This window comes from Streptosporangium sp. 'caverna' (assembly GCF_003203775.1).
Taxonomy (GTDB): Bacteria; Actinomycetota; Actinomycetes; order Streptosporangiales; family Streptosporangiaceae; genus Streptosporangium; species Streptosporangium subroseum.
On sequence record NZ_CP029711.1, the window covers coordinates 6,384,731 to 6,411,337 of the forward strand.

General features: G+C 67.9%; 22 protein-coding genes, 3 tRNA genes and 1 pseudogene. 16 read left to right on the top strand and 10 right to left on the bottom strand.

The annotated features are described in order from the left end of the window. Nucleotides 1-39: 39 nt before the first annotated feature. The gene (locus DKM19_RS51005; protein ID WP_204358272.1) at nt 40-432 is read right to left on the bottom strand and encodes a hypothetical protein; all 393 of its coding nucleotides are present in this window, start codon (nt 430-432) and stop codon (nt 40-42) included. Between the two features lie 20 nt (nt 433-452). Between DKM19_RS51005 and DKM19_RS49845 the strand changes: the two genes are divergently transcribed. Continuing rightward, nucleotides 453-1,634 carry a hypothetical protein gene (locus tag DKM19_RS49845; protein WP_162641826.1) on the top strand — a complete coding sequence of 394 codons (1,182 nt, stop codon included), beginning with the start codon at nt 453-455 and terminating at the stop codon, nt 1,632-1,634. Between the two features lie 3 nt (nt 1,635-1,637). On the opposite strand, the gene DKM19_RS27965 is transcribed toward DKM19_RS49845, so the two are convergent. Further along, complete coding sequence (locus DKM19_RS27965; RefSeq protein WP_110699601.1) at nt 1,638-2,486, bottom strand: hypothetical protein; 849 nt, start codon at nt 2,484-2,486, stop codon at nt 1,638-1,640. Between the two features lie 73 nt (nt 2,487-2,559). Between DKM19_RS27965 and DKM19_RS53095 the strand changes: the two genes are divergently transcribed. The 4 genes and pseudogenes from DKM19_RS53095 (at nt 2,560) to DKM19_RS27985 (ending at nt 4,645) form a co-directional block, all read left to right on the top strand. Continuing rightward, nucleotides 2,560-2,709 (top strand): hypothetical protein, encoded by a 150-nt coding sequence (locus DKM19_RS53095; RefSeq protein ID WP_110706036.1) that lies wholly within the window; start codon nt 2,560-2,562, stop codon nt 2,707-2,709. A gap of 219 nt (nt 2,710-2,928) precedes the next feature. Beyond that, nucleotides 2,929-3,198: pseudogene (locus DKM19_RS27975) on the top strand (IS30 family transposase); the annotation flags it as partial. 352 nt (nt 3,199-3,550) lie between these two features. Then, complete coding sequence (locus DKM19_RS27980) at nt 3,551-4,003, top strand: hypothetical protein (protein ID WP_110699603.1); 453 nt, start codon at nt 3,551-3,553, stop codon at nt 4,001-4,003. Between the two features lie 360 nt (nt 4,004-4,363). Next, nucleotides 4,364-4,645: a hypothetical protein gene (locus DKM19_RS27985; protein ID WP_110699605.1), complete on the top strand. Its 282-nt coding sequence runs from the start codon at nt 4,364-4,366 to the stop codon at nt 4,643-4,645. Between the two features lie 241 nt (nt 4,646-4,886). On the opposite strand, the gene DKM19_RS27990 is transcribed toward DKM19_RS27985, so the two are convergent. Continuing rightward, complete coding sequence (locus tag DKM19_RS27990) at nt 4,887-5,702, bottom strand: PIG-L family deacetylase (protein WP_110699607.1); 816 nt, start codon at nt 5,700-5,702, stop codon at nt 4,887-4,889. Nucleotides 5,703-5,982: 280 nt separating this feature from the next. Here DKM19_RS27990 and DKM19_RS27995 point away from each other — a divergent pair, with 280 nt between their 5' ends. Together DKM19_RS27995 and DKM19_RS28000 are read left to right on the top strand one after the other, a co-directional pair. Further along, nucleotides 5,983-7,101, top strand: a complete 1,119-nt coding sequence (locus DKM19_RS27995) for an LLM class flavin-dependent oxidoreductase (RefSeq protein ID WP_110706037.1) — start codon at nt 5,983-5,985, stop codon at nt 7,099-7,101. 76 nt (nt 7,102-7,177) lie between these two features. Further along, complete coding sequence (locus tag DKM19_RS28000) at nt 7,178-7,795, top strand: FMN reductase (RefSeq protein ID WP_110699609.1); 618 nt, start codon at nt 7,178-7,180, stop codon at nt 7,793-7,795. 219 nt (nt 7,796-8,014) lie between these two features. On the opposite strand, the gene DKM19_RS28010 is transcribed toward DKM19_RS28000, so the two are convergent. Both DKM19_RS28010 and DKM19_RS28015 read right to left on the bottom strand, forming a co-directional pair. Then, nucleotides 8,015-9,100 (bottom strand): Gfo/Idh/MocA family protein, encoded by a 1,086-nt coding sequence (locus DKM19_RS28010; protein ID WP_110699613.1) that lies wholly within the window; start codon nt 9,098-9,100, stop codon nt 8,015-8,017. A gap of 166 nt (nt 9,101-9,266) precedes the next feature. After that, nucleotides 9,267-10,073, bottom strand: coding sequence for a maleylpyruvate isomerase family mycothiol-dependent enzyme (locus tag DKM19_RS28015; RefSeq protein ID WP_110699614.1), 807 nt, complete (start codon nt 10,071-10,073; stop codon nt 9,267-9,269). Between the two features lie 260 nt (nt 10,074-10,333). On the opposite strand from DKM19_RS28015, the gene DKM19_RS28020 reads away from it, so the two are divergent. The 5 genes from DKM19_RS28020 (at nt 10,334) to DKM19_RS28040 (ending at nt 12,923) form a co-directional block, all read left to right on the top strand. Next, entirely contained in the window at nt 10,334-11,269 is a 936-nt protein-coding gene (locus tag DKM19_RS28020; RefSeq protein ID WP_204358273.1) for a RimK family alpha-L-glutamate ligase, read from the top strand. Further along, on the top strand, nt 11,269-12,294 hold the full coding sequence (locus DKM19_RS28025) for an LLM class flavin-dependent oxidoreductase (protein ID WP_110699618.1): 1,026 nt from the start codon (nt 11,269-11,271) through the stop codon (nt 12,292-12,294). Before DKM19_RS28020 ends, DKM19_RS28025 begins: the two co-directional genes overlap by 1 nt. Before the next feature lie 400 nt (nt 12,295-12,694). Next, a tRNA-Met gene (locus DKM19_RS28030) sits at nt 12,695-12,767 on the top strand. A gap of 4 nt (nt 12,768-12,771) precedes the next feature. Continuing rightward, a tRNA-Arg gene (locus DKM19_RS28035) sits at nt 12,772-12,844 on the top strand. A gap of 2 nt (nt 12,845-12,846) precedes the next feature. Next, nucleotides 12,847-12,923, top strand: a tRNA-His gene (locus tag DKM19_RS28040). A 150-nt stretch (nt 12,924-13,073) separates the two neighbouring features. On the opposite strand, the gene DKM19_RS28045 is transcribed toward DKM19_RS28040, so the two are convergent. Further along, a complete protein-coding gene (locus DKM19_RS28045) occupies nt 13,074-13,532 on the bottom strand; it encodes a hypothetical protein (RefSeq protein ID WP_162641828.1) in 459 nt (152 codons plus the stop codon). A 583-nt stretch (nt 13,533-14,115) separates the two neighbouring features. On the opposite strand from DKM19_RS28045, the gene DKM19_RS28050 reads away from it, so the two are divergent. Together DKM19_RS28050 and DKM19_RS52010 are read left to right on the top strand one after the other, a co-directional pair. Further along, nucleotides 14,116-14,586: a DUF6069 family protein gene (locus DKM19_RS28050; RefSeq protein ID WP_204358274.1), complete on the top strand. Its 471-nt coding sequence runs from the start codon at nt 14,116-14,118 to the stop codon at nt 14,584-14,586. 452 nt (nt 14,587-15,038) lie between these two features. Further along, nucleotides 15,039-17,141 carry a fibronectin type III domain-containing protein gene (locus DKM19_RS52010; RefSeq protein WP_110706039.1) on the top strand — a complete coding sequence of 701 codons (2,103 nt, stop codon included), beginning with the start codon at nt 15,039-15,041 and terminating at the stop codon, nt 17,139-17,141. 50 nt (nt 17,142-17,191) lie between these two features. On the opposite strand, the gene DKM19_RS28060 is transcribed toward DKM19_RS52010, so the two are convergent. Further along, entirely contained in the window at nt 17,192-17,641 is a 450-nt protein-coding gene (locus DKM19_RS28060) for a helix-turn-helix domain-containing protein (RefSeq protein WP_110699622.1), read from the bottom strand. Between the two features lie 94 nt (nt 17,642-17,735). Between DKM19_RS28060 and DKM19_RS28065 the strand changes: the two genes are divergently transcribed. Continuing rightward, a complete protein-coding gene (locus tag DKM19_RS28065) occupies nt 17,736-18,974 on the top strand; it encodes an MFS transporter (RefSeq protein ID WP_239513626.1) in 1,239 nt (412 codons plus the stop codon). 158 nt (nt 18,975-19,132) lie between these two features. Here the strand turns inward: DKM19_RS28065 and DKM19_RS28070 are convergent, their stop codons facing one another. From DKM19_RS28070 to DKM19_RS28080, 3 genes are all read right to left on the bottom strand, one after another. Next, nucleotides 19,133-20,248, bottom strand: coding sequence for a MerR family transcriptional regulator (locus tag DKM19_RS28070; RefSeq protein ID WP_204358275.1), 1,116 nt, complete (start codon nt 20,246-20,248; stop codon nt 19,133-19,135). Nucleotides 20,249-20,731: 483 nt separating this feature from the next. After that, on the bottom strand, nt 20,732-21,655 hold the full coding sequence (locus DKM19_RS28075; protein WP_110699627.1) for an aldo/keto reductase: 924 nt from the start codon (nt 21,653-21,655) through the stop codon (nt 20,732-20,734). Nucleotides 21,656-21,753: 98 nt separating this feature from the next. Beyond that, nucleotides 21,754-22,398, bottom strand: a complete 645-nt coding sequence (locus DKM19_RS28080; RefSeq protein ID WP_110699629.1) for a TetR/AcrR family transcriptional regulator — start codon at nt 22,396-22,398, stop codon at nt 21,754-21,756. Nucleotides 22,399-23,270: 872 nt separating this feature from the next. Here DKM19_RS28080 and DKM19_RS28090 point away from each other — a divergent pair. Further along, nucleotides 23,271-26,456, top strand: a complete 3,186-nt coding sequence (locus tag DKM19_RS28090; RefSeq protein ID WP_162641829.1) for an amidase family protein — start codon at nt 23,271-23,273, stop codon at nt 26,454-26,456. The last annotated feature ends 151 nt before the right edge of the window (nt 26,457-26,607 follow it).

Here is a 26,607-nt window from a genome sequence, read left to right on the forward strand (position 1 = left end):
CTCACTTGGGGCTGATCAGCCTGATATCCACGTGATCATTCAGACGCTGTCCTTGCGTTCGATGACCAGGATGCGCGCCTCCAGCGCGGGGTGTGCGACGTGCTCGTCGCCGGGTTCAACGCAACAGATACGCCCCGGAGTGAGCCGTTCGACGTGCTCCTCGCCATCGCGGCGGTAGTGCATGTTGACGACGCCGTCGAGAACGACGAAGACCTCCGGCCCGTCATTGACGTGCCAAACGTAAGGGTTCGTACTGTTTGCCCCGAACGCTACGTGAACCTCTGCGGACCTATAGGTCTGATAGGTCTCGTGCCGAGTGTTCTTCAGTATTTTTCTCGGGGTGGTGACCTGGAAGAAGACCCGGAAAAGTGCCGGCGGTGGCCGGTAACGTTTGTGACCGGTGGGGCTGTTCGGGCTGATGGTGACCGGCATGGGCTGGGGGTGGGCGGGGCATGGCGGCGCTGATGGCAACGGCACCCTGTACCGCCTACCGGGCAGCACTGGAGACCAGCGGCGAAGCAGTGGGCGAGCGGACACTGGTGCGGCGGGTGAGCTGGCTGGCCGCACTCGCCCAGACCATGGCCACCCAAGTGCTCACCGAGCGATGGACCGGCTCAGCCCTGACCGACCTTGCCTCCGGAAAAAGCAGCGACGGGCGGCCCTTGCCGACCAAGGGATGGATGGCCGTTCGCCGGTTGGGCTGGGGATGCACCGCCCCAGCAGGGGTGTACGTCCCCGAGCGGGTACGGCGCATCGCCGAGGAACAGGCCGCCCGGGCGCTGCGGCTGGCCTTACATCGCCGGGCGGTGCTGGCGGCGGTGCTCACGACCTGGCCGACCGACCCGGCCAGGCGCTCGGAGGCTGAATGGCGGGCGCTGCGCGCGGCGCTACCCGCCGGAGTGACAACGGCGCAGATCCGTAACCGCACCCGGCAGGTCCGCGCGCACCTGGCCGAACACAAGCAGCTTCCCGTGGATGTGACCAAACTGGAGGGTGTGCCGGTGGTGGCGGCGCAAGTGCTGCTGGCCGCAGCCGATAAGCAGCTCCTCACCCTGACCCGCGCCGGCGCGGCAGCCACCTTGGGCGGTGCGGTGGAGACGACGGTGCCCGGCGGGCCGGATAACGCGGTGTTGCGGGTGAAGCTGCCGCTGTGTGCGGCCCCGGCCTCGCGGGCTGATTGGGCGTGGCATGTGCTCGTGTTCACGGTGCCGCCGCACGTGCCCGCCCATGCCGACTGGTGTGCGCCCACGTTGCGGGTGGCCGCGCATCAGCTGCGGGTGGATCTGCCGTTCACGATCCCGGTCCCGGTGGCTGTGGCGGTGGGGCATCGCATCGGGTTGGGGGTGGATTGGGGGGGTGAACACGTTGCTGACCGGCACCGTCGCCCGCCTGACCGACCCACCCGGCGACTTGACCGCCACACCGAACAGCGGCTGTGCGGGCAGCGGGCGCAGCGCCGGCCTTGCGGGTGGGCGGGTGCTCTCCGATGTCGGGTGTCAGTGGGGAGGCATCTCGGCCCGTTGTATGGGCGGGACCAGGCCGAGGCGTACGGGTCCGCAACGGCGTCCCCGGGGGAACTCCTCGTCCGCTTCCACCTCGGCCGGGCCATCGCCCTCACCGACAGCGCAGACTGAGCGTCACCGCTGTTCGTCGGGCAGGTCCTCCACCTGGTTGACCTCGTCCCGAGGGAGGACTCCGCGCCCGTCGAGGACGGGCGTCGCCCCGCCCTGCCCGACGCCCTCGCCGAGAAGGACCACCCCAGACGTGGCGGGGACATTCACGGTTGGCGTGTCGGCGTCGCCGCGGATCACGCAGTCGAACACGACCTTCCAGTGGGTGTGGTGAAGGTAGACCACGTCCACCGGCTGGTGGTCGGCGTCCTCCCGGACGGCGACCAGCCACGTCCAGAACTCCTTCTCTCCACCGCATCCGGCCGGCGTCCAGTCGTCGAGGGCCGCCAGGCCGGGCCCGCCGGTGTGGCGGGGGTAATGAAAGGGGACCACCGGATCGTCCATCAATGAGATGGTGACAGGCGTGGCGGGGTCGGCCTTCTCGCGCGACTCGTCCCCGTACCAGCAGCCCTTGCGGGTGTCGCCGTCCCGCATGCGCTGCGGCAGCGTCGTGCGCTGCCGGGCGGAGCGCGCGCCGTTGCGATAGAGCACCCAGAAGTCGGCCGACTCGACGGTCTGCACCCAGCCGATCTTCCACGCCTCGTTCCCGACGAACCCTACGGTCGCGTTGAAGTCGACGCCAAAAGAACTGATCGCGTGGGACGGCAGTTCGGCGGCCTCGTCTCCCGACTCGCTCGACTCCGAGTCATCCGAGTCGGGCTGGTTCGCTTGAACGACCAGCCCGGACTCGAAGGCGAGGGCCAGGCTCCGCACCTGGAACCGCTGTCCGCGAGGGCCGACGACCTCTGGATACGGCACGGTGCTGCCCGCCTCCGTGCGCACGCTCTGCGGAGGCTGGAACGGCTGATCGGTCATGAGGCCCCTTCTCTTCGGTTTCGGCCCTCATGGCATCACAGCATGATCCGCGTCACAAGACCGCCGCCCGGCTCTGCCGCCCTACTCCCCTAAACTCAACCCCGTCGAACGGACCTGGGCCCATCTGAAGACCCCGCTGGCCAACCTCACCTGCCACACCAACGACCAGCTCCACCAGCTGATCCACACCCGGTTGAAACACATCAGCGCCGACCCGCACTGATCACCGGCATCCTCAACCGCACTCACCTGCAGATACCGGCAACCCTCGCAATTGAAGCTCTCTAACTCATGGCCTCTGCCGCTTCAAAATTGCCATCACCGGCTCGCGCGCAGAGCAGCCTGCGGCCAAGAAGTTCCACCGCCACCTGAATGCCTTGCCTACTTCAACGTGAGATCCGCCGAGCCGCTCGCGCACCATCTACAGGCTGATGTCGCCCAAGCGGAGCATCGCGCCTTCACCAGCGCAATCACGATGCCGGTTTACTTCTGCAAACCACGCAGTCCCTGGCAGCGAGGAACCAACGAAAACACCAACCGGCTCCTGCGCCAGTACCTGCCCAAGGGCGCGGATCTACGCACCTTCAGCCAAGACGACCTGGACGCCATCGCTGCCGAACTCAACAACCACCCCCGCAAGATCCACGGTTACCGCACTCCGGCAGAGATCTACGCTGAGATCCTGAACAACGGTGATGCATTGACCCTCTGAGCGCGCCTCTGTTTGCCGACGCACACGCCGCGAGGAACATCCGAACCGAAACGTGCGCCTGCGCTGTCAGTCACCTATGTTCCAGAGCGTGCTACCACTAATTCCTGCGTTCAGCCTCCTCGGAGCCCGGTCTACCTCACCAGGTTTGTCTACGGGGTCGGGGAAGAGGAACCGTCGTCGGCTGCGATTGGGCGAATCATACCCCCTGCCTCCTACGTCCGAAACGGGCGTATTCGGACAATCCTGTTCAATTGGATTTGACACGGATTGTCAAAGCCTTTGATGTGAAATTCTGCGATCTTCGACGCGCGGGGGAACCGCCAGGGATCCTCCGGCGTCGAGAGGAAACGGGATGAAGATGCGGAAAGCGCCGATCGCGTTTGCTGCCAGCCTTACGGTCGCCAGCACGCTGTGGATAGGAGGCGCCGCCAGCGCGAAGGCGCTCGACGAGTCATGCGGCACCGCGGGCTGCTCATCGTCTGTGAACGACAGCCCCTATGGGGCGACAGCTCTTTTTAACTGGTGCGCGGGCGGCACCACAGGCACCCTGACGACCACCCAGCCGACATGCGGGAATCAGAAGCCCATGAACCTCACCGCGGGGGGCGGGCACACTCCGTGGAACGAGGATTGGGACACGCTCCAGATCGACGGCGGCTGGTGTTACAGGGTGAAATTCACCTTGCCCGGCCAGCCGGACAACACCACCAATTACGACCGGAGAGGTAAGTCGGCGGCCTGGGTCAAGGTCGAAGACTTCTCGGATGCCCACGTGCTGTCCCAGTCGACGGCTTCTTGCCCGTGATCATTTAGCATCTACAAAGGATCTTAGAGTCTGGCGTCGCATCACGAAACAGGGCCTTATGACACCCCAAGCAACGTAAGGCCCTATTCGTGTTCCACGGCTTACCGATTTGCTCCCACAAGCTATATGCCCTGCAGCGCGAACAGCTCCGCCCCCGACTGCTCCAGCAAGAGGCCCACCACGAGGCCCGCCCGGTACGGCATGCCCTGTGGCTTCACTGCCCCGCTGTCTCGCGTGCCCGATTCGGCTCCACGCGCTTAGCGCGACGGTTCTCGGGCACATGCAGGGCATCGGCCGGAGGTCCAGGCCGATCACGGAGGCCCCTCCGGGGCAACATGCCGTAAACCATAGGATTCACACGTGTCTGCATACGAATTTCCAAATGATCTGATAGAGATTCAGCGCGACTACGAGCAAGCCAACGCCCGCGTCGAGAAACTGGTCGCCGCGCTCCCCTCGACGCTGGACGTCATGACCGGCAAACCGAAGACCACCGACAAGCAGCAGGACGAAGTACAGAAGGCCCGCGAGGTGCGGCTACAGGCGCAGGAGAAGCGCGACCAGCACCCGTGGCTGCAGGACATCGACGACCAGTACGCCGCCAGGATGCAACTGTGGAAGGCCGCGCGCTCCAGCGAGTGAAACTCCCGCACCCGGCCGCCCTTCTCCCCCGCCGCGCCGGCCTGCCCGTCGAGCAGCGGGGCGGGGTGTCATGGGCGCCGCTGAGTCCAGGTGCGGTTGTCCCTACCCCTGGAGGCGACGCGCCCGGCGTCGGCCACGACCGCCTTGGATGATCCACCGCACGTACGGTTCGTCGACTTTCGGCGAGCTGTCGCGCGGCTCGACCGTGATCCCACCGGCCTGGGCGTCGGCGAGGATCTTCCTATCGGAGGCCGTCGAAGAGGTCGTCCTCGTGGTCGGCGGCTGCGGGGACGTGGTTGATCTGGCGGATGAAGGACTCCGTGGCGAACACCCGGTGCTGGGCCTCGGCGGGCATCCGCAAAAAGAAGATGTTCTCGCCCTGGCTCGCGTGCGCCTCCAGCGCCTTGATCTTGCGGTCCACCTGGGAGGCCACGTCGACCACGGTGGTGATCTGCGCCTCCGGGACACCGAAGTCGTCGGGAAGCTCCATTTCAGGGGCGTCACCGGTCGAGCGGAGATACTCGAACAGTTCGGCCATGCGCTCACGGGGCACCGCGGTGTAGTAAAGCTTGCGGGGAATGCCGCTGGCCTCGGTCGCGGCCATGGCGATCCGGTGGGCCTGGATGTGGTCGGGGTGGCCGTAGGCACCGTTCTCGTCATAGGTGACGACAACCTGCGGGCGATAGCGCTCCATCAACTCGGCCAGCCGACCGGCGGCCACCTCGACCGGAACGTTGGCAAAGGCGTCCTCCGCCTCATTTCCGGACCAGCCGACCATGCCGGAGTCGCGGTAGCCGAGCAGCTCCACATGCGAGATCCCGAGGTGGGCCGCCGATTCGCGGAGCTCCTGCAGGCGCACCGCGCTCACCGCCGCCTCGTCATGTCCCGGCTCCCCCGGCTTCACCCCGCCGGGACCGTCACCCTGCTCACCGTTGGTGCAGGTGACCAGGACGGTGCGGATGCCCTCGTCCGCGTACCTGGCGAGGATGCCGCCCGTGCCGAGCACCTCGTCATCAGGGTGGGCGTGAACGGCCATCACTGTGAGTTCGTCATTCATGGATGTCAACCCCTCCGTAAAAGGGCCATACGGCCCCGCACACTCTACGGCGGCCAACGAGCACCCGAAATTTCGGTGCTTAGCTCGGAAAATCAACTACCTTCCATAGCGGCCGCAACCGCCGATCCACCGGCCGCTCGGCCCACACGTCGATCACAGACGTGCAGGCCGGCCGCCGGGCGGCAAGGGACCCGGCCGACAGGAATAAGTACGCCCACCCTGGCGCTAAGGGTAATTGAAAATTCAACGACATCAGTCGAGATGGAGAATGGTGAGCACGATGCAGTTCGGGATCTTCACCGTGGGAGACGTCACCCAAGACCCCACCACGGGCAAGACGCCGAGTGAGCAGGAGCGGATCAAGGCGATGGTGACCATCGCGCTCAAGGCGGAAGAGGTCGGCCTCGACGTCTTCGCGACCGGTGAGCACCACAACCCGCCCTTCGTGCCGTCGTCGCCGACGACCATGCTCGGCTACATCGCCGCACGTACCGAGCGGATCATCCTCTCCACGGCCACGACGCTGATCACCACCAACGACCCGGTCAAGATCGCCGAAGACTTCGCCATGCTGCAGCACCTGGCGGACGGGCGCGTGGATCTGATGATGGGCCGCGGCAACACCGGGCCGGTGTATCCGTGGTTCGGGCAGGACATCCGCCAGGGCATCCCGCTGGCCGTCGAGCACTACGCGCTGCTGCACCAGCTGTGGCGCGAGGACGTGGTCGACTGGCAGGGCAAGTTCCGCACGCCGCTGCAGAGCTTCACCTCCACGCCCCGGCCGCTGGACGGGGTCCCGCCGTTCGTCTGGCACGGCTCGATCCGCAGCCCGGAGATCGCCGAGCAGGCCGCCTACTACGGCGACGGCTTCTTCGCCAACAACATCTTCTGGCCCAAGGATCACTACATCCGCCTGATCGAGCTGTACCGGGAGCGTTTCGCCCACTACGGCCACGGCACCGCGGAGCAGGCCATCGTCGGACTCGGCGGTCAGGTGTTCATGCGCAAGAACTCCCAGGACGCCGTCCGTGAGTTCCGCCCCTACTTCGACAACGCGCCCGTGTACGGCCACGGCCCGTCGCTGGAGGACTTCACCGAGCAGACCCCGCTCACCGTGGGCAGCCCGCAGGAGGTCATCGACAAGACCCTGACCTTCCGTGACTCCTTCGGCGACTACCAGCGCCAGTTGTTCCTGATGGACCACGCGGGGCTGCCCCTGAAGACCGTGCTGGAGCAGCTCGATATCCTCGGCGAGGAGGTCGTGCCCGTGCTGCGCAAGGAATTCGCCGTCGGCCGGCCGAGCCAGGTGCCGGACGGCCCCACCCACCGGTCCCTCGTCGCCCAACGCGACGCCGAGACAGGCGACCAGCCCACGGTCCCCGCGGGATCCCCCGCCTGACCTCCGTCCAGGCACGAACAAGCAGTCGGCGTCTCCCCGGGCGCGAGCCCGGGGCGCTCCGCACGGAAGGAATTCGATGAGTCCCCTCAATCTCGTGGTCGTCTCGGCCGGTCTCAGCCAGCCCTCCTCGACCCGCCTGCTGGCCGACCGCCTGGCTGAGGCGACCAGGCAGCGCCTAGCGGAGGACCGCCCGGTCGAGGTACGCGTGGTCGAGCTGCGCGACCTGGCCGTCGACATCGCCAAGAACCTGGTGACCGGGTTCCCCAGCGCCGCGCTGCGTGAGGCGCTCGAGGCGGTGACCGAGGCGGACGGCGTCATCGCGGTGACGCCGATCTTCACCGCCTCCTACAGCGGACTGTTCAAGTCGTTCTTCGATGTGATCGACAACACCGCGCTCGTCGGAAAGCCCGTGCTCATCGCGGCGACCGGCGGAACGGCCCGGCACTCGCTCGCCCTCGATCACGCGCTGCGCCCGTTGTTCGTCTACCTGCGCGCGATCGTCGTGCCCACCGCCGTCTACGCCGCCTCCGAAGACTGGGGCACGAGCGGGGACGCACGCACCGACGGCCTCCCCACCCGGATCGCCCGCGCGTCGGGAGAACTGGCCGATCTCATCCTGCGCCGGCCCGCCGCCACCAAGCAGGTCGACACCGTCATCCCGTTCGAACAGCAGCTCGCGGCACTCCGCCCCTGACCCCGGGCGAGTGAGGGGCCGGGGCATCGCCCCGGCCCCCACGCCCTGGAATCACCCCGGCCACTACGGCGTCATCTCGACCACCGGCTCCTCACACCGTGGCCTCGGTCCGGCCAACGGTCCCTTTCACCGCGGCACCATCTCGGCCATCGGCTCTTTTCGCCGTGGCGTCGACTCCGGCGCCCGGCTCATCGTCCGCCGTTCAGCGCCGTAACGCATCTACCGGCCCCAGGCCTCGCGGTCTGTCGTGACACCGGTCCCGGTGCGCACCGACTCCTCGATCGCCAGGCTGAGCAGGTGGTCCTGGCAGCCGTCGGCCAGGGAGTAGGGCTCCGGGGCCTCCCCCCGGCACCACGACGTCATCTGGCACAGGAGCGAGACGACGGCCAGGTCGTCCTCGGAGAACCTCGCGCCCTGGTAGTCGTTGCGATAGACCACGCGCCCGTCGAAGCTGATGTGGTCCAGGTCGAAGCCCTCCAGGTTGAGGTCGATCCCGGTCTGGCGTCGCGTGAGGTGCGACTCCACCGGGCTCCTCGGGTCGATCATGCGCACCACGCGGTCGTCCACCAGCTCCCCCATGGATCCGCGGATGACGATTCGCCGGCTGCGCAGGGGGTTCCACCACTGGTTGTCGGTGAAGTCGTAGAGACCCATCCCCTCGGCGAACTCCAGGGTCGCGATCGTGGTGGCCGCCTTCTTCGGCGACGAGTCACCCGTCCAGCCGTCCCTGGACATGGGGTCGGCCAGCGGAGCGGTGAAGGACTGGGCCGTCACCTTGGTCTCCTCGAAGCCGGCCCCGAGCATGTGCCGGATCATGGACACGGCGTGGTACAGGTGCGTCGAGGAGACCTGCACGGAGGTCACCTCTCCGAGGATCCCCTCGCGGACGAGCGCCAGCCTCGCCGCGTGCCCCGGCATGTGCAGATACTGCTCCGCGACCTGCACCAGACCGCTGGTCCCGACGGCGGACCAGAGATCGCGCAGCCCCTCCAGGTCGGCCGCCGGCGGCGTCTCCGCCAGCACCGGGACGTCGAACCTCACCAGTTCCTTCGTCACCTCCGGGGTGATCTGCCACGGAACCGAGGGGATGACGAACTCGGGACGCTCCGCCGCGAGCATCTCCGCGACGGAACGGAACGTCGGCACCCCCCAGGCGGACTCGACCTCGGCTCCCCGCTCGCTCGACCTGGTCACCACGCCCGACACCGACAACCGCTCCGGCAGTTGCCTGGCCAGACGCAGGAAGAACTCCGAACGCCATCCGCTGCCGACCAGGCCGAAACGACCCGCTGACTGTGAACTCATCATGATTCCTCTTCGTGCGACGGACGCCGATGTGCTGGGCCACCCAGTCGTCCGGGCTGTCGAGGACATCATCTGCCATCGTCTTCTGGTCCTGAAGGCCGCATCTCATGAAGATGCGGCCTTCAGGACGGGAGCCGGAGGTCAGCGCTGTGGCGAGACGCCCGCCTCAGAAGCCCGGGAACACTCGCCTCAGGTCGTCCAGGGAGACGGCCTCACCGGTGATGTTCACGGAGCCGGGGGTGTTCGCGGCGTCCAGCCTGCCGCTGACCAGGCGCAGCCATGCCTCGGCGGGAATCGTCAGGACGGCGTCCGCCGACTCGGAGGGCTCTCCGAACTCGATCGTCTCGCCGATCGTGAGGCCGAGGGCACGCTGGGGGTCGCTCATCTCGACGCGGAGCGTGACCGGCCGGGACTCCAGGGCGCCGGGCTTGCCGATGAAGCCGACCAGGAAGCTGAGCGGTCCGGGAAGGAAGTCGACCAGTGCCTCGGTGGCCTCCGGGGCGATGACGGCCTTCGGGTCGAAGGTGGCCTCGATGTCCCAGGCGTGCAGGGCCGCCTCGTTCAGGCGCATGCCCGCGACCAGCGTGACGTTGGCGGGCGCCGGCATGAAGCCGAGCTTGATCTGCAGTCCTTCACGGGTCTCGGCGTCCAGGGACTCATAGGTGGCGACAAGTTCGGCGTTGGCGCTCAGGAAGTCCTCGGCGTGCTCCTTGGGGCCCTTGGCGTCCCAGCGAGCCCACACCGACTGGTTGAAGTCCTGGGCGGGCGCGTCCTCGCCGGTCAGCGCGGCCCGCAGCGACGCCAGGCCGATCTCGGCACCGCTGCCGAGGTGGCTGAGCACCTGGGCGACGGTCCACTCAGAGGCACTCGAAAGCCGTTCGAGCTCGGCGGCGTCGAGGCGGCGCACCAGGGCGGAAAGATCGTCATGATTGGTACGCAGGGCCGCGATGGTCCTGTCAATAAGCGTGGTCATCGTTTTCCCAACGGGAGGGGGTCTTGGATCGTTGCATGTCGAGCGCAGGGTCCGCCCGCGTCACCTTCCCGGGGACATCCGGGCGTTGCGACCGGCAGACCCGGAGCATACAAGCGTGCGATCCTGCTCTGTTGTTCCTCGCGCCCATTGCCCTCGTCGACATCTTCCCCACTGATCACCCGACCCGGCCTGGGCGCGGTCGGTCACACATGCAACAATCGGCAGATTCCACACAATTCGACGGAAGGATGACGCGCGGCGTGAAGGCCTACATACTCCATGAGAATCCCGAGTGGTATCCGCCGTTCGCCGCAGCCTTCGAAGCCGAGGGCGTGGACCACGAGCCCTGGCTGCTCGGGGAGGGACTGCTCGACCTCGACGCCCCACCGCCGCCCGGCGTCTACTGGTCCCGGATGAGCGCCTCGTCCCACACCCGCGGACACCTGCTCGCCAAGGACCACACGCGGGCGGTGCTCAGCTGGCTGGAGGCCTACGGCCGCCGGGTCGTCAACGGACGCCGCGTGCTCGAACTGGAGATGAGCAAGGTCGACCAGCTCACCGCGCTGCGCGCGGCCGGAATCGACGTGCCCTCCACGCTCGCGGTGATCGGGCACGAGGACCTGCTGGACGCTGCGACCAAGATGCCGGCCCCCTTCATCGCCAAGCACAACCAGGGCGGCAAGGGTCTCGGCGTCGCCCTGTTCGAGAGCGCCGACGCCTTCGCCGACCACCTGAACTCGCCCGAGTACGTGCCGCCGGTCGACGGCATCACCCTGCTCCAGGAGTATCTCCGCGCCGATCAGCCCCGCATCACCCGGGTGGAGATCGTCGACGGCAGCGTCGTCTACGCGCTGACCGCGGACACCGCCCGCGGCGGCTTCGAGCTGTGCCCGGCGGACGCCTGCGAGATCCCTCCCGCGGACAGCTGCCTGGTCGACGCGCCTCCGGGACTGTTCGCGCTCCGCGAGGACTTCGACCACCCCGTGCTGGGCCAGTACCTGGACTTCTCCCGCAGGCACGGGATCGAGGTCGCCGGCTTCGAGTTCATCGAGACCGAGGACGGCCGCCTGGTGACCTACGACGTCAACACCAACACCAACTACAACCCCGAGGTCGAGGCAGCGGCTCCCCGCTCCGGGCCGCGGCAGATCGCTCGTATGGTCAAGCGGCTCATCGAAGAAGGGAAGGACCTCTGATGCGGTTCGGCTACTGGATGCCGGTTTTCGGAGGCTGGCTGCGCAATGTCCCGGACGAGGACATGAGCATCGACTGGTCCTACATCCGTGATCTCGCCGTCGACGCCGAGGGTCAGGGCTTCGACCTCACCCTGATCGCCGAGCTCAACCTCAACGACATCAAGGGCCACCGCGCACCCGCCCTCGACTGCTGGACCCTGGCGCCGGCGATCGCCGCCGTCACCCGGCAGACGGAGCTGATGCTCGCCGTCCGGCCCAACTACCACTCGCCGTCGGCCACGGCCAAGGCCCTGTCCACGCTCGACACCATCGCGCCCGGCAGGACCAGCCTCAACGTCGTCTCCTCCTGGTGGAAGGACGAGGCGGCCCAGTACGGTGCCCCGTTCGACGTGCACGACGCCCGCTACGCCCGTACCCAGGAGTGGCTGGAGGTCCTGAGCCGGCTGCTCACCGAGGACACGGTGACCCACAACGGCGCCCTGTACAACCTTCAGGGCACGGTTCTGGAGCCCAAGCCCGCCCGCCGGCCCACCGTCTACATGGGCGGGGAGTCCCCCACCGCGAAGCAGTTGATCTCGGCCCAGGGTGACGCCTACGTCATGCACGGCGACTCGCCGGAGACCATCGCCGCGAAGATCGCCGACATGCGCGAGCGCCGCCAGGCCCAGGGCCTGACTCCGCTCTCCTTCGGCGTCTCCGGCTATGTGGTCTGCCGCGACACCGAGGAGGAGGCGCAGGCCGAGCTGCAGCGCATCCTGAACGTGCGCTCCTCTCCGGAGGCCTACGCCTCCTACCAGGACTTCGTCGAGGGCTCCCAGCTGGAGTCGCAGGTCTCGCTGGAGGAGTACAGCGTCTCCAACCGCGGGCTGCGCGCCGGACTGGTCGGCACCCCGGAGCAGATCATCGCTCGGATCAAGGCGTACGAGGAGGCCGGGGTCGACCTGATGCTGCTCCAGTTCTCGCCCCAGCACACGGAGATGGACCGCTTCGGACGCGAGGTGATCGCCGCCTACCCCCAGGGGTAGGCGAGCGCCCGTCGTGATGTGCCCGGCCCCACCGCGCGTTTCGAACGCGCGGTGGGGCCGGTTCTCTTTGCCAGGCCAACCGATCCCACGATCGCTCCGGCACCCGATCAGCGGATGGGTTTCCACGCCCGGTTCGAGCCGATCACCCGCCCGCGCGGTACGCGGAGAAAACGCGTTGCGGCCGGTTCCCGAAGTCCGGCATTCTCTACCCAAGCCAGTCGAGTACCTACACCGGTCGAGCTTCACGAGGAGGGGTCATGCGTCGTCATCACGGTCGAAACCGCCGCACCATGCGTGTTCATCGCCGTATGCGCATGCCCTGGGAGGCTCGCGTGTGACGTCCGCCGTCACGACGCGAGCCGTCTCGGACCACAGGGTCCGGGGCGGCTCTTTCCTTTGGAGCGGGTGAGGGCGCTGGTGTGCTCGGCGGTTTCATAAGCCGTTGTGGGCGGGTTCGATTCCCGCACCCGCTACCGAACCTCTGTGGCGCAGTGGAGAGCGCGCCCGCTTGCGGAGCGGGAGGTCGCCGGTTCGATTCCGGCCAGAGGTGCTGCGGCCGATCCCGAAGTGGACGAGGGGCCGGGTTGTGGTCCCGGCGCAAGCGGGTTCGAGTCCCGCCGGCCGCCCCACGTCAGTTGTTCAGACCCAAGAACGGCGGTAGGGCCCGCTTTCACCCGCCGGTATCTCACGGCGGCCGGACCGGTGTCGGTCCGGCCGCATCGGCTCGTTCCGGCGCCGGGATCTCCCGGAGCCGGGCAGGTCGCGCAGGGCCCTCGGAATCAACCGGGGAACAGGACCGCGAAAAGGTAGAGCCCGAGGAACAGGGTGACAGGCAGGACGCGCCACAGCCAGCGGAGGCGTGGTGCGGTGACCACGGCGGCGAGGGGATATGTGAAGCAACCGAGCACGATGAGGAAGGAGGAGTTGCTCCATCCGGCCTTGGAGAGTTGCCAGATCACCGCCAGGAAGAAGACGGCCAGGATCGCGACGGGCCAGGCCGGCCGTACTCGCAGGAGATACAGCAGCGGCCAGGCGAGGACGATCGCGATACAACCTCCTACAAACACGTTAGTAAAAAGGCCCGAAAGTTCAAAATGCCGATTGTATTCGTCGGTGTCATTGAAGAGGACGACCATCAGGACCACCCATGCCAGGACAATGAAAGGCATGATTACCCCGACCAGACCTGCGGCGACCAACCGCTCGGGGAGCCTGTCGCTCGTCGAGGATGCGCTCACCTTCGATTGGATCATTCTTAAATGGTGACACGCAGCCCATTATTCTCCCATAACAATAATGCCGCCAAAAGCATATCGATCCCGAATTAATGCCACTTGTCATATCCGTATCCCGAGGGGTCTCCGCCCCGGATCAAGGCTTACCGGCGCGGATCGAGTAGGTCAGCGGCCGATACTCCGGTGACATTTTGAGATCATGGTTGGGATCGGCGCCGGTAGCGGGCCTGATGTCGGCGTCGCCACAGCGACCAGCGCAGGTCTCGCCGACCGATCAACACCCCACCGGGGGTGACCCAGCTGTTCGATCACGTGACCTCGCACGTCATCGCGGATTTCATCGGCGTGCCGGCGGGTCGTGCGAAGGAGGCGTCGCATCGCCTCCGGTCCGGCATGCTCGACCGGCTTCGGTGATGGCCGCGCCGGTCTGGGTGATGGCCGAGTGGCCCTGGTCCCGCCGGTCGGCAGATCCGACGAAAACGGTTCGCCGCGGATGTCGATCCGGCCGGGTGTCCGATCGACCTGTCAGTGAAGGCGCGGCCGCGACGGCCTCGCTTCACCGCAAAAACATGCAGGAGCAGACATCATGGCCACCACCGCACCCCGCAGTGACTCCGCCGTGCCCGACCGCGCGGCCCGTCGTCATCCCGCGCTGATCATCGCGGGCACAGTCACCGCCGCGCTCGGCGTCAACCTGGCTATCTGGCTGATCGGCACCGCTGCCGGCGGCAAGTTCGAATACGTCAGCGACGGCAAGACCGCCTCATCCACGCCCTGGTTCGTCGCCGCCGAAACCGCCGTGCCGCTGGCCCTCGGGCTCACCCTCGCCGCCCTCATCGCGATCAAGTGGCGCCGCATCATCCCGATCGCCCAGGTGATCGGGGTGCTGCTGGCGCTGGGAACCGCCATCGGCCCCTTCGTCACCGACTTCGACTCCACCACCAGCACCGTCTCGCTGGCGCTGATGCACCTCGTCGTCGCCACCGCCGTCGTTCTCGGACTGGCCGCCGTCTCGAAGTCCTCGAACTCGATCGCCACGCCGAATCACCGCAACTGACGCTCCGCACCGTGAGCCCGCCGCGGAATCCACTGCGGCGGGTTCACCCGCGCGGGCGCCGATGGCCGATCGGATGCGGAGGCGGATCGCACGCCGGACGGGGCGAGACGAAAATTTCGAGAGGACAAGCCGGGCAAGGTGAAACGGTCTCATTTTCAGCTAGTTTCCGAAAGTTTCGATATCGGCATAGATATATTTCCAGCTCAGAGCCATAAGGAGAAACGGGTCTCTGAAATATTTCGATATCTGCGTTGACATGTTTCGAACGGATTCTCAGACTGATCGCCAACACCCCACCCGAAGGGAGAGCCCTAGTGATCATCAGCTTAGGCCGCTCTAAGATCCGTTCGACGGTCATCGCGCTGGCGGTAACAACGGCGCTCTCTATCACTGGAGCGGCAACGATCGTGCCCGCCCAGGCCGCCACACTTCCCATCACCGGTGCGACAACCATGGCAGCCGCCCCGGCCGCCGCACTCGCCGCACCCGGGGTCGAAGACGAAGGCGCCGACTGCGTGATACCCGCCCTGCCCGACGCCGGATCCCTGCCCACCAACGCCAAACTCCCCGACCCCTTCAAAAAACTGGACGGCACCCGCATCACCACCACCGCCGAATGGCGATGCCGCCGCGAAGAAATCAAAAAACTGTCCGAGAAATTCGTCTACGGCGAAAAACCCGGAAAGCCGTCCAGCGTCACCGGAACGGTCTCCGCCACCACCATCACCGTGAACGCCTCCAACAACGGCAGAAGCTCCAGCTTCTCCGCCAGCGTGCAGCTGCCCAGCGGCACCGGCCCCTTCCCCGCCGTGGTGGTCCTGGGCGGCTTCGGCGCCGACACCGCCGCCATCCGAGCCGCCGGCGCCGCCGTCATCAACTACGACCCCTACTCCGTCGGCCGCGAAGGCACCCCCCGCAACAACAAACAGGGCGCCTTCTACAGCATCTACGGCAACACCTCCAGCACCGGCCTGCTGATGGCCTGGGCCTGGGGCGTCAGCCGGATCATCGACGTGATCGAACAATCCAACGGCACCATCCTGCGCGCCGACGCCACCGGCGTCACCGGCTGCTCCCGGTTCGGCAAGGGCGCCTTCGTCATCGGGGTGTTCGACCAGCGCATCGCGCTGACCATGCCGATCGAGTCCGGCAGCGCCGGCGTTCCGATCTTCCGCGGCATCCCCGGCGAGGGCGCGCAGAGCCTGAGCAGCGCCTACGGCGAACAACCCTGGCTGGGCGATGCGTTCGGCTCCTTCACCTCCAGCCCCAACCGGCTGCCCATCGACACCCACGAGATGGTGGCCATGGTCGCCCCGCGAGGTCTGTTCATCATGGACAACCCGCACATCGCCAACCTCGGTCCCCGCTCGGCGAGCGTGGCGGCATTGGGCGGCGCGGAGGTCTACAAGGCGCTGGGTGCGGGGAGCAACATCACCTACTGGTCCGACATCCAGGACGGTAATCACTGCGCCAACCGGCCCGAGTGGCGGACTCCGCTGCAGCAGAACATCCAGAAGTTCCTGCTGAAGACCGGCAGTGCCGCGGGTGCGATCAGGATCTCGTCTCGGGCGCAGGGCAATCTGGCGGAATGGCGAGACTGGCAGACCCCCACCCTGGGCAGTTCCAGTGACACCACCGCGCCGAGCACGCCGGGCACCCCGGCCGCCTCCAACGTGACCGCCACCGGCGCCACGCTGACCTGGGCCGCCTCCACCGACCAGGGCGGCTCCGGCCTGGCCGGCTACACCCTTTATCGCGAGCAGGGCAGCACCGACCCGCAACTCGGCCAGCCCACCACCAACTCGATCACCCTGACCGGGCTGACCGCGAACACCCAGTACCAGGTGTATGTGCAGGCACGGGACGGCGCGGGCAACCTGTCCGGCAACTCACCGCCGGTCACCTTCACCACGACCACCGCCGGCGGCGGTGGTGGTGGTGACACCTCGGCGCCGACGGCCCCGGCCGGCCTGGCGGCCTCGGCCACCACCTCCACCGCCACCACCCTGAGCTGGACGGCCTCCACCGACGACACCGGGGTGGCCGGCTACGACGTCCTGCGTGCGCCCGGCACCAGCGGCGGCACCTTCGTCCAGGTCGCCACCTCCACCGCCACCTCGTTCGGCGACACGGGTCTGACTCCGAGCACCACCTACCGCTACCAGGTCAGGGCGCGGGATGCCGCGGGCAACGTCTCATCGGTCTCCAACACCGCGGAGGTCACCACCCAGCCCGGCACATCCACCGGAACCTGCACGGCCGTTCCGACCGTGCAGACCCAGTGGAGCACCGGGTACGTCATCCAGCCGCTGACCATCACCAACACCGGCACCTCGGCGATCACCGGATGGACGGTCACCTTCACGCTGCCGGCCGGACACACGCTGACCGGCTCGTGGAACGGCACCGCCACCGTCAGCGGGCAGACCGTGACCATCAGGAACGCCACCCACAACGGCTCCCTCGCCCCCGGCGCCGCCACCGCCGGCGTCGGCTTCCAGGTGAGCCGCCCGAACGGCAACACCGCCCTTCCGTCCGGATACACCTGCGCCTGACCGTCGGCACTTCCCGGTCCACCCATCCCTTGTGTGGGTGGACCGGGGATTTAGCGCGTCACCTTGTTGACGGCGGTGTCATCGGGGTCGAGCAGTCGCCCATCCGCCGAGCGGATCTCCAGCATGCGCAGAGGCTGCCCGCTCCGGCGGTCGATCATCTCCGAATGCGGTTCTTCGGGCTCGAAGAAATGTCCTTCGCCCCACTGCCGTAGCGCCACGATGACGGGGAAGAGGTCTTTGCCCTTCGGCGTCAGAACGTACTCGTGGTAGGAACTGCCGTCGGAGGCCGGGACGACGTCGAGGATGCCGCCGGCGACCAGGACGCGCAGACGCGTGGTGAGGATGTTCTTGGCGACGCCGAGGCTGCGCTGGAACTCTCCGAAACGACGGCTGCCGTCAAACGCGTCCCGCACGATCAACAGGGACCACCAGTCGCCGATCGCGTCGACTGACCGCGCGACGGGACAGTCGCTGTCGTTGAAACGCGTCCGCCTCACCATGACACCCTCCCTGTTTACTTTGGTTGCAACATGCTACCAGAATGGTTACCGTCCACCTAGTAGCAAGATGAAACCAATCTCTGGGGGACGCCGAGTGACCGGCAACGACGGGACCACAACACCGAGGACCGCGAGCACGGACGAGGGGGCTCCCGGCCTCGCGTTACCCCGAGGCATCACCCTGCTCTTCGCCATCGCCTGTGGGACCGCGGTGGCCAACGTCTACTTCGCGCAGCCCCTCCTGGTGACGCTGGGCCGCGACTTCGCGATCAGCCCGGCGACACTCGGTGCCGTCGTCACCCTCACCCAGCTTGGTTACGGGCTGGGACTCTTCTTCGTCGTGCCGCTGGGCGACCTGGTCGACCGCAGACGCCTCATCGTGACGCAGCTGCTCCTGCTGGCGGCGGCGCTGACGATGGTCGGCACCGCCACCATCGCGGCGCTCCTGCTTGCGGGCATGGCCGCCGTGGGACTCCTCGCGGTGGTGACCCAGACGTTGGTGGCCTTCGCCGCGTCGCTCGCCCCACCGGCGCAACGCGGACGCGTCGTCGGCCTCGTGACCAGCGGTGTGGTGACCGGCATCCTGCTCGCCCGCACCGTATCCGGCCTCCTGGCCGACCTCGCCGGCTGGCGCTCCGTCTACCTCGCCTCGGCGGCCCTCACCTGCGCGCTCGCCCTGGCGCTGCACCACGCCCTGCCGCCCCGCGACACCGCCGCACCCTCCATGCGCTACGGACAGCTCCTGCGCTCCACGCTCACACTGTTCGCGCAGGAGCGCCTCCTTCGGCTCCGCGCCCTGCTCGCCCTGCTCATCTTCGCCGCCTTCAGCACCCTGTGGAGCTGCATCGCCCTGCCGCTGAGCGCACCCCCGCTGTCTCTGTCCCACACGGCGATCGGCGCGTTCGGACTGGCGGGAGCCGCGGGCGCCCTGGCCGCGACCGCAGCCGGCCGCCTCAACGATCGCGGGCTCTCCCAGAGGACCACCGGCATCGGCCTCGCCCTGCTCGCCGCCTCGTGGCTGCCCCTGGCCTTCGCCCGGCAGTCACTATGGGCGCTGGCGGTCGGCGTGATCGTCCTCGACCTCGCCGTGCAGGCGGTCCACGTCACGAACCAGAACCTGATCTACGTACTTCGCCCGGACGCGGGCAGCCGTCTGATCGGCGGCTACATGGTCTTCTACTCGCTCGGCAGCGCCTTCGGAGCCATCGCCTCGACCGCTCTCTACGCGGCGGCCGGCTGGGGTGCCGTGTGCGCGCTGGGGGCCGCGATCAGCTGCCTCGCGCTCCTTCTGTGGGCGGTCGCCCGGCCCTGCATCCCGGCCGCTGCCGACTGAACAGGATGGAGGCCGGTCGCCGCCACCGATCCAGCCGGCCCGCGTCTCCGGACGACGGCGAGCGCTGCGGGCCGATGAGGGATGGGGACCGCCGCCCCCGGTAGAAGAGGTCTCACCACCGCCGACGGCTACCGCGTGCGGGAATGGACCGACGCGATTCAAGCTATGAGCAGGCGGAGGCCGAGATCTGCCACGTCGAGGTCGGCGAGGTCGCTGTTGCGCTCGGCCCACCGGCCGGAGTCAAGGTCGTCGCCGAGGCTTCGTACCGCCCGCTGCTCGGCCTTCGGCCCGACCCTCGTCCACACCGACATCGCACGGCGCACGTGATCCTCCAGATACGCCTCCGGTCGGCGCCAGTACGCCTCGAACAGGCCGTCAGCGCAGTCCCACGGGATGGGCACCGGCTCGGTGCGGGCGCCGATCGCGTCGGCCATCCCAGCAAGCGAGGGAAACTCCGCGAGGACGGCGGCGAACTCGGGCAGGTAGTCGCGGGTGAGCCAGAACCGGTCCTGCCATCCGGGCTCGTCGGTGTCGAACGTGAGCACCACCACGCGGCGGGCCACGCGCCGCATCTCGCGCAGCCCCGCTATCGGGTCCCCCCAGTGGTGGACTGTGGATACGGCCATCGCGACGTCGAAAGCATGGTCCTCGAACGGCAGGCTCTCCGCGGCGGCGGCCACGCACGGCGCCGAGCCGGCAGGCCGCTGCCCCCGCATGACCGCCGATGGCTCCACCGCGGTCACGTCGCGATCAGCAGGCTCGTAGGATCCGGTGCCGGCCCCGACGTTCAGCACCGTCTGCGCGTCCCCGAACCTGTCCCAGATCTGCGCGGCGATCCGCGGCTCGGTACGCCGTGTCGCGGTATAGGCGCCGCCGATCGCGTCGTACAGCCGTGCACCGAGCATCTCCAGCTGCTCCTCCGGTGTCACCTTCAGTCCCTTCGCCCGTGCCTCGAGTTCCCTGTCGATGGCCGCCACCATGGCGTCAGCGCGATCACGCCGCTCCAGCAGCAGGCCGCGCAGTCGGCGCAGGTGCGCGACCGCGTCGATGGACGGGTCGCCGACCAGATCCGCGACCTCCCGCAGCCCGAAGCCCAACCGCCGATAGGCCAGCACCTCCCGCAGCCGCTCCACGTCGCCCGCCGAATAGGCCCGATACCCGGCCACGGTCCGCGCCGACGGCCGAACGAGCCTGATCTCGTCATAGTGATGCAGCGTGCGGACGCTCACGCCGGCCAGTTCGGCCACGCGTCCCACGGTCCAGTGATCTTCCACGGTACCGACTATGGAGCCTGACGCCACGTGAGGGTCAAGAGCCTCACTCACGGCAGCAAGAGCCGAACGCGAAGCAACGTTCCGAGGCGACTCCTGCAAGCACACGCCACGGCCCTGCGCCGGGGAACTGGTCGACGGCAGCGGAATTTGTGTGCACAAGCCTTCGGTCGATCAAGATCTTTAACGCTAACGCCGGATGCTTTACATTGTAGATCAAAAATAGGAGCGCGCCGAATAAGGACTATCCCTTGCGTTCCGCAGAGCCTCTTCGGTCTCGCCAGCCGCAGTTGTCCGTGGATACCGGTGAGCAGTCTTCTTCAGGCCAGGCGACGACGCCCGGCCGAGAGGACTGGGTCACGTCCAGCGGGGTGGTGCACGAAGTGCTGGGTCCGTTCTTGTCGCCAACCTCTGTGGTCGGTACATCTGGTGCGGGGGCCGATCACGGGCACCGGCCGGCCGCACTCGTTCGTCGCCGGACTCCGATCAGATGCCGGGAATTCCGTCGAGGGCGGCCAGCACGGCATCGCCGAGACGGATGGAGCCGGCGGCGACGTTGGACTCGAGGTGCTCGACCCCGGCGGTTCCGGGGATGAGGAGCACGTTGGGTGCGCGGTGAAGCAGCCAGGCGAGGCCGACCTGGGACGGGGAATGTCCGAGGGCTTCGGCCGCGGCTCGGACGGCGGCTTGTTCCGCGACCTTGGGCAGACTGGGAACCGCACTGCCGAGCGGGAAGAACGGCACCCAGGCGATGCCTTCCGCCAGGCACAGGGAGAGAAGTCCCTCATCGCGTCGGTCGACGAGGCTGTAGGCGTTCTGCACACAGACGATGCCGGCGGGGATCGCTCGGCGCAGCCCGTCAAGGGTGATGTTGCTCAGCCCGATCGCGCCGATCTTGCCCTCGTCGCGCATCGCTGTCATCGCAGCGAGCTGATCATCGAGGTCGACGGCCTGATCGCCCTCGGCTCGAAGGCCCGGGCGGTCATCCGGACGTCGGAGGTTCATGACCGCGATCTGCTCACGTCCCAGGCTCTTGAGGTTGTCCTCGACGCTGGCACGCAGTTCCCCGGGTCGCTGAGCGAGTCGGAGATGGACAGGTCCGTCGGGATCGGCATCCGCGCCGATCTTGCTTGAGATGAGAATGTCGTCCTCGGAACGGAACGCTTCGCGGATCAGGTCGTTGACGAGGCCGTTTCCGTAGATGTGAGCCGTGTCGAAGTGGTCGATTCCGAGTTCGGCAGCGCGACGCAGGAGCATGACCGCTTGATCGGGGTTGTTCGCCAGGCGGGTCAGCTGCATGGCTCCGTATCCGATCCGGGAGACCGTTCGACCGGCGAAGGCGGCCGCGCCGCCGGGGCGCCGATCGTCGGTCGAAGTGCCTCGGATTTCCGGGGTGTCAGGGGTGGACATGCAGACCTCTTTCTTCTGCGATGAGAGTGAGACGAGATGCCGGCGCCGGGCCGTGATGGGCCTTCGCCGGGGCGGGGGCCGGTTCGGCCGTACGCGCGTCAGGCCCCTCGCGCCGGGCGGGTCGACTCATGCGACTCCGGCGCGGAGGAGGCCAGCAGGACCGGAAGCAGCACGTTGTCGATCACGGCAGCCGCGTAGTCGGGGTCCGGGCCGGCACCCGTGAAGATCAGGCGGTGGAGGCCCAGCGCCGGCAGGATCGCAGCCATCAGCGCCGGGTCGGCCGGGGCGGCGATCTCGCCGCGGGCCACCGCCCGGTCGATGATCGTCACTACCGCGCGCTCGGCAGGCGGTGCGAGCGTCGCGAAGGCTTGGCGCAGCTCCGCGTCGGCCAGCAGGGCCGACGCCATCCCGGTGATCAGCCGGGCCTTGTAGAACGGGTCCTGGCCGGAGAACAGGTAGCCGCCGAGCGCCGCCAGGTCCCCCCGCAGCGACCCGGTGTCGGGCACCTCGCCGTCGACGCGCTCGTGCGCCAACGCATCGCCCACCAGCTCCGCCTTGTTGGACCAGCGGCGATACACCGTCGCCTTGCCCGCCCCCGCCCGAGCCGCCACCGCGTCCATCGTCATGCGGTCGTAGCCGATCTCCGTCACCAGGTCGAGCGCGGCCCGGCGCAGGACATCATCGCGCGAGATGTCGCGAGAGCGGCCACCGTGGCCCCGTTCCGAACCCTGGCTGACAGACATCGCGCCTCCCGACACGTTCGAACGAAACTGTATAGTTCCGGAACGATACAGTTTCGTTTTGCCTTTGTCGAGGCTCGCCGGCGAGGCGTCCTCCTCTCGAACGCGTCCCCGGCCGTCAACTGGCGACGCGGTCCTCTTCCAGGAAGTGCCGAGCCGGGGTTTCGCCTCTCAGCCGTGCGTGTTCTCGGAAGTCATGGCCGTCTCCGCTTCCGAGAGCACGACCTTCTCGGAGCCCTGTGACCTGTGCAGATCAGCTCACCTTGGCCTGTCGTCAAGGAGGCTGTCACCAGCTCACCCGGCTTCGCGAGCGGCGCCTATGATCATGCGGATGAGCGACATAACCGGCCCCGATCGCTCGAGTGGACGTGGTGCGCGACGTCCACCACGGCATCACGCTCGACGATGCCTACCGGTGGATGGAGACGGACGGCGAGGAGTTCCACCGTTGGCTCGCCCGCCATGCCCGCGAGCAGCTGGACGCCCTGCCGCGCGGGAGGAGCCGCCGACCCGGATCCGCGAGCCGGGCGGCGCGCTCCCGCCGTGCTCGGACTTCACGCCGGCGGGCGACAGCATCTTCTACCTGGCGCGCGAACCGGACGCCCGCGCTCTCGCCCCGCAGCCCGGTCTCCTCCGCGAGTTCGGTCCGGGCCTCGTCCTCACGGATGGTCATCCAGGGGTTGGTGTAGACGACCCGGCAGGAGATCTACTCGACCATGATCCCCATCGTGGCCAATGGAAGGTCCCAGGTAGGCGGACGGCCGCAATAAACCAGTCGGTACGGCACGTTTCTCCCAGGGAACATATATGACATATCACCGTAATGGATGATCTATAGCGTCACGTGCAATGCCGGGTTCCTCAAGGAGCACGTGGTGCGCAAAGTCCTGATCTCCCTCATCTCCCTCTCCCTCACTCTCGTCGCCGTGCAACCCCAGCAGGCCAACGCCAAGGTCGAACTCGACCTTGAGACGTTGACCGGCGCCGAGGCCATCTCCCTCATGGCCGCCGGCAAGCTGACCTCGGTCGACCTGACCAAGGCGTACATCGACCGGATCACCGCGCTGAACAAGCGCGGGCCCGGCCTGAACGCCGTCACGGACCTCAACCCCAACGCGTTAAAGGAGGCCGAGGCGTACGACCGCCTGCGTAAGAAGGGCAAGTCGCTCGGCCCGGCCATGGGGCTGCCGATCCTGCTCAAGGATTTGATCGACGTCGAGGGCATGCCCACGACGGCGAACAACTGGTCGCTGCGTCAGTCCTTCCCGGCCTCCGACGCCGGCATCACCAAGAAGCTGAAGGAACGCGGCGTCGTGATCCTCGGCAAGGTGGGGCTGTCGGAGTACGCCAACAGCTTCGGCTCGCAGCCCTCCGGGTTCGGCAACTACGGCGGCCAGGTCATCAACGGCATCGACGCCGACCAGAACCCCTCCGGGTCGTCGTCGGGCACCGGCGCGGCCATGGCCGCGGCGCTGTCGACGCTGGGCATCGGGACCGAGACCTCCGGTTCCATCATCTCGCCGTCGAGCACGCAGTCGCTCGTGGGTCTGCGGCCGACCGTGGGTCTCGTGCCCGGTTACGGCATCGCGCCCATCTCGGCCTCGCAGGACACCGCCGGTCCGATGGTCCGCACGGTCTCCGACGCCGCGCTCACACTGGCCTCGATCGCCGGGCCCGACCCGGTGGCCGACGCCGGGTACAAGGCCATGTTCGGCGACGACTACATCGCCAAGGGCATCATCCCGCCGCTCCCCGCGACGCTGCCCGACTACACCAAGGCCATCGATCTCGACTTCGTGCGCGGCAAGAAGATCGGGTACAACGGCACCCTCACCGAGGGCAGCCCGCTCAAGATCGCGTACGACGCCCTGACCGCCGCCGGCGCCATCCTGGTGCCCCGCCCGCAGGCGACGATCCCCTCGCTGCCCGCGCTGCCCAGCGGCTATGAGCAGCACAAGAGCATCGACTCCTACTACGAGCGGCTCGGCCCGCAGGCGCCGATCAACTCGCTGGTCGAAGAGGTGCAGGTCAACCAGGCCGAAGCTCACCAGGCGCTCAAGTTCGGCAACGTCAACCACCTGAACTCGTCACAGGCGGACGTGACCCCGGGTGGGGCCAACGAGCAGGCGTACCGGACGAACCTCGCGGTCCGTAAGGCCGCCTGGCACAAGGCCATCGACGACATGGTGACGTACACCAACTCGGACCCGGCGCAGCCGGCCGACCCGGTGATCGCCATCCTGGGCAGCACGCCGAGCGCCCCGCAGGCCGGTTACCCGTCGATCACGATCCCGATGGGCTACACCGCGACCCAGCGGCGCGCCCAGAACGTGCAGGTCCACGGCAACGCCTACAGCGAGTTCAACCTGCTCGGCGTCGCCTACGTCATCGAGCAGGCCACCAAACTGCGCCAGCCGGCCAGCTTCGTGAACCCGAGCATGTACCGCTGCGCGAAGACGACCCCGGCTCCGCCGTTCGCCGAGCGCGGCGCCTGCAACCCCGGCTACGACGCCGTCCTCAAGGTGACCGGCTACGACTCCCGGCCGCTCGGTTTCTCGCTGGAAACCGAGACGGCGCAGAGCCTGATCCAGAAGCTGAACAAGGACGAGGTCTCGGCCGAGGAGCTCACCCGCGCCTACCTCGACCGCATCGCGCTGACCAACGCCGAGGGCCCGGCCACCCAGGCCGTCCGCGAGATCAACGCCGACGCGATCAAGGAAGCCCGCAAGCTCGACCAGGAGCGGTGGAAGTACCGCACCGGCGAGCCCACCAGCCCGAACGACACGCGCCCGCTGCGTCCCGCCCTCTGGGGCCTGCCGGTGCTGGTCAACGACACCATCGACGCCAAGTCGCTGTCGACCACGGGCGGCTCGATCGCCCTCCAGGGTCTCAAGCCGGCCGACGACTCCGCCCTCGTGGCGAAGCTGAAGGCCGCCGGCGCGATCGTGCTCGGCAAGACCAACGTCACCGAGCTGAACGGCGTCTTCGACGCCAACCTGCCGAAGGGCTACTCCTCGCTCGGCGGCCAGGTCCTGCTCCCGAACGACACCGACAAGACCCCGGCGGGTTCGTCGGCCGGCGCCGCGGCGGCCACCGCCTCGGGTCTGGCCGCGATCACGATCGGCATGGAGACCTCACTCGACTCGGCGCAGCTCCTCGCCCCGGCCGACGCGGCCGGTGTGGTGGGCCTCAAGCCGACCGTCGGCCTGGTCAGCACGACCGGTGTGCTCCCTGTGGCCAAGTCGCAGGACGTCCCCGGCCCGATCACCCGCAGCGTCGGCGACGCCGCGACGATCCTCAACGTGATCGCCGACCCGGCGAGCCCGGTCGACTACACGAAGGACCTCAAGGCCGGCGCCCTCGCGGGCAAGAAGATCGCCGTGGTGTCCAGCACGAGCGCCCCCTACCAGGAGGCGATCGCCAAGCTCCAGGGCCTCGGCGCGACCGTCACCCCGGTCTCGATCGCCACACCGGCCGCAACCGACAGCGTCGTCGCCACCGAGTTCAAGCGTGACCTGAACGCCTACCTCGGCGCGGCCAAGCCCGGCACGACGCTGCAGAGCATCATCGACTACAACAACGCCAACCCGGTCGAGGGCCTGAAGTACCAGCAGGGTCAGCTGCTGGCCGCCCAGGCGATCGACCTGTCCGACCCCGCGACGAACGCCAAGTACACGGCCGACCTGGAGGCCGGCAAGGCCGCCAACAAGGCCGTCCTGGACAGCGTCCTGAGCGGGTATGACCTGATCCTGGTCCCGAGCGGCAGCAACGTGATCGGCTACGCCGACCGCGCCGGCTACCCCGCGCTCACCATCCCCGCCGGGTATGGCGCGCAGCAGAGCTCGTCGGGCCGCAACCCCATCGGTGTGACGCTGATCGGCGGCGCCTTCTCGGAGGCGAAGCTGCTGGCCGGCGGCTACGCGCTGGAGCAGGCGATCGACGACCGCCTCGCCCCCAGCTACACCAACCCCAGCATGTGGCGCTGCGTCCCGGAGAGCACCTTCTTCACGGGCGAGTTCTGCCTGCCGGGCGACCGCCTGGCTCCTCGTTACAAGGGCTGACCACTAGTTGAAGAGAAGGGCCCGCGGTCTCCCCCGCGGGCCCTTCTCTCGTTGCGGGGGGTACGACCTGAGCTGCCCGTCTACTGCCTGACTTGGGCCGGGGTCGGCCCTCCGCAGGGAGGGGTTCGACCTGGTAGGAGCCGGTACCGCG

Bases quoted from the DNA above. Each gene is read 5' to 3' on its own strand.
- DKM19_RS51005 (WP_204358272.1), bottom strand. From the start codon at position 432: ATGCCGGTCACCATCAGCCCGAACAGCCCCACCGGTCACAAACGTTAC.
- DKM19_RS49845 (WP_162641826.1), top strand. From the start codon at position 453: ATGGCGGCGCTGATGGCAACGGCACCCTGTACCGCCTACCGGGCAGCA.
- DKM19_RS27965 (WP_110699601.1), bottom strand. From the start codon at position 2,486: ATGACCGATCAGCCGTTCCAGCCTCCGCAGAGCGTGCGCACGGAGGCG.
- DKM19_RS27980 (WP_110699603.1), top strand. From the start codon at position 3,551: ATGAAGATGCGGAAAGCGCCGATCGCGTTTGCTGCCAGCCTTACGGTC.
- DKM19_RS27990 (WP_110699607.1), bottom strand. From the start codon at position 5,702: ATGAATGACGAACTCACAGTGATGGCCGTTCACGCCCACCCTGATGAC.
- DKM19_RS27995 (WP_110706037.1), top strand. From the start codon at position 5,983: ATGCAGTTCGGGATCTTCACCGTGGGAGACGTCACCCAAGACCCCACC.
- DKM19_RS28000 (WP_110699609.1), top strand. From the start codon at position 7,178: ATGAGTCCCCTCAATCTCGTGGTCGTCTCGGCCGGTCTCAGCCAGCCC.
- DKM19_RS28010 (WP_110699613.1), bottom strand. From the start codon at position 9,100: ATGAGTTCACAGTCAGCGGGTCGTTTCGGCCTGGTCGGCAGCGGATGG.
- DKM19_RS28015 (WP_110699614.1), bottom strand. From the start codon at position 10,073: ATGACCACGCTTATTGACAGGACCATCGCGGCCCTGCGTACCAATCAT.
- DKM19_RS28025 (WP_110699618.1), top strand. From the start codon at position 11,269: ATGCGGTTCGGCTACTGGATGCCGGTTTTCGGAGGCTGGCTGCGCAAT.
- DKM19_RS28050 (WP_204358274.1), top strand. From the start codon at position 14,116: ATGGCCACCACCGCACCCCGCAGTGACTCCGCCGTGCCCGACCGCGCG.
- DKM19_RS52010 (WP_110706039.1), top strand. From the start codon at position 15,039: ATGGCAGCCGCCCCGGCCGCCGCACTCGCCGCACCCGGGGTCGAAGAC.
- DKM19_RS28060 (WP_110699622.1), bottom strand. From the start codon at position 17,641: ATGGTGAGGCGGACGCGTTTCAACGACAGCGACTGTCCCGTCGCGCGG.
- DKM19_RS28075 (WP_110699627.1), bottom strand. From the start codon at position 21,655: ATGTCCACCCCTGACACCCCGGAAATCCGAGGCACTTCGACCGACGAT.
- DKM19_RS28080 (WP_110699629.1), bottom strand. From the start codon at position 22,398: ATGTCTGTCAGCCAGGGTTCGGAACGGGGCCACGGTGGCCGCTCTCGC.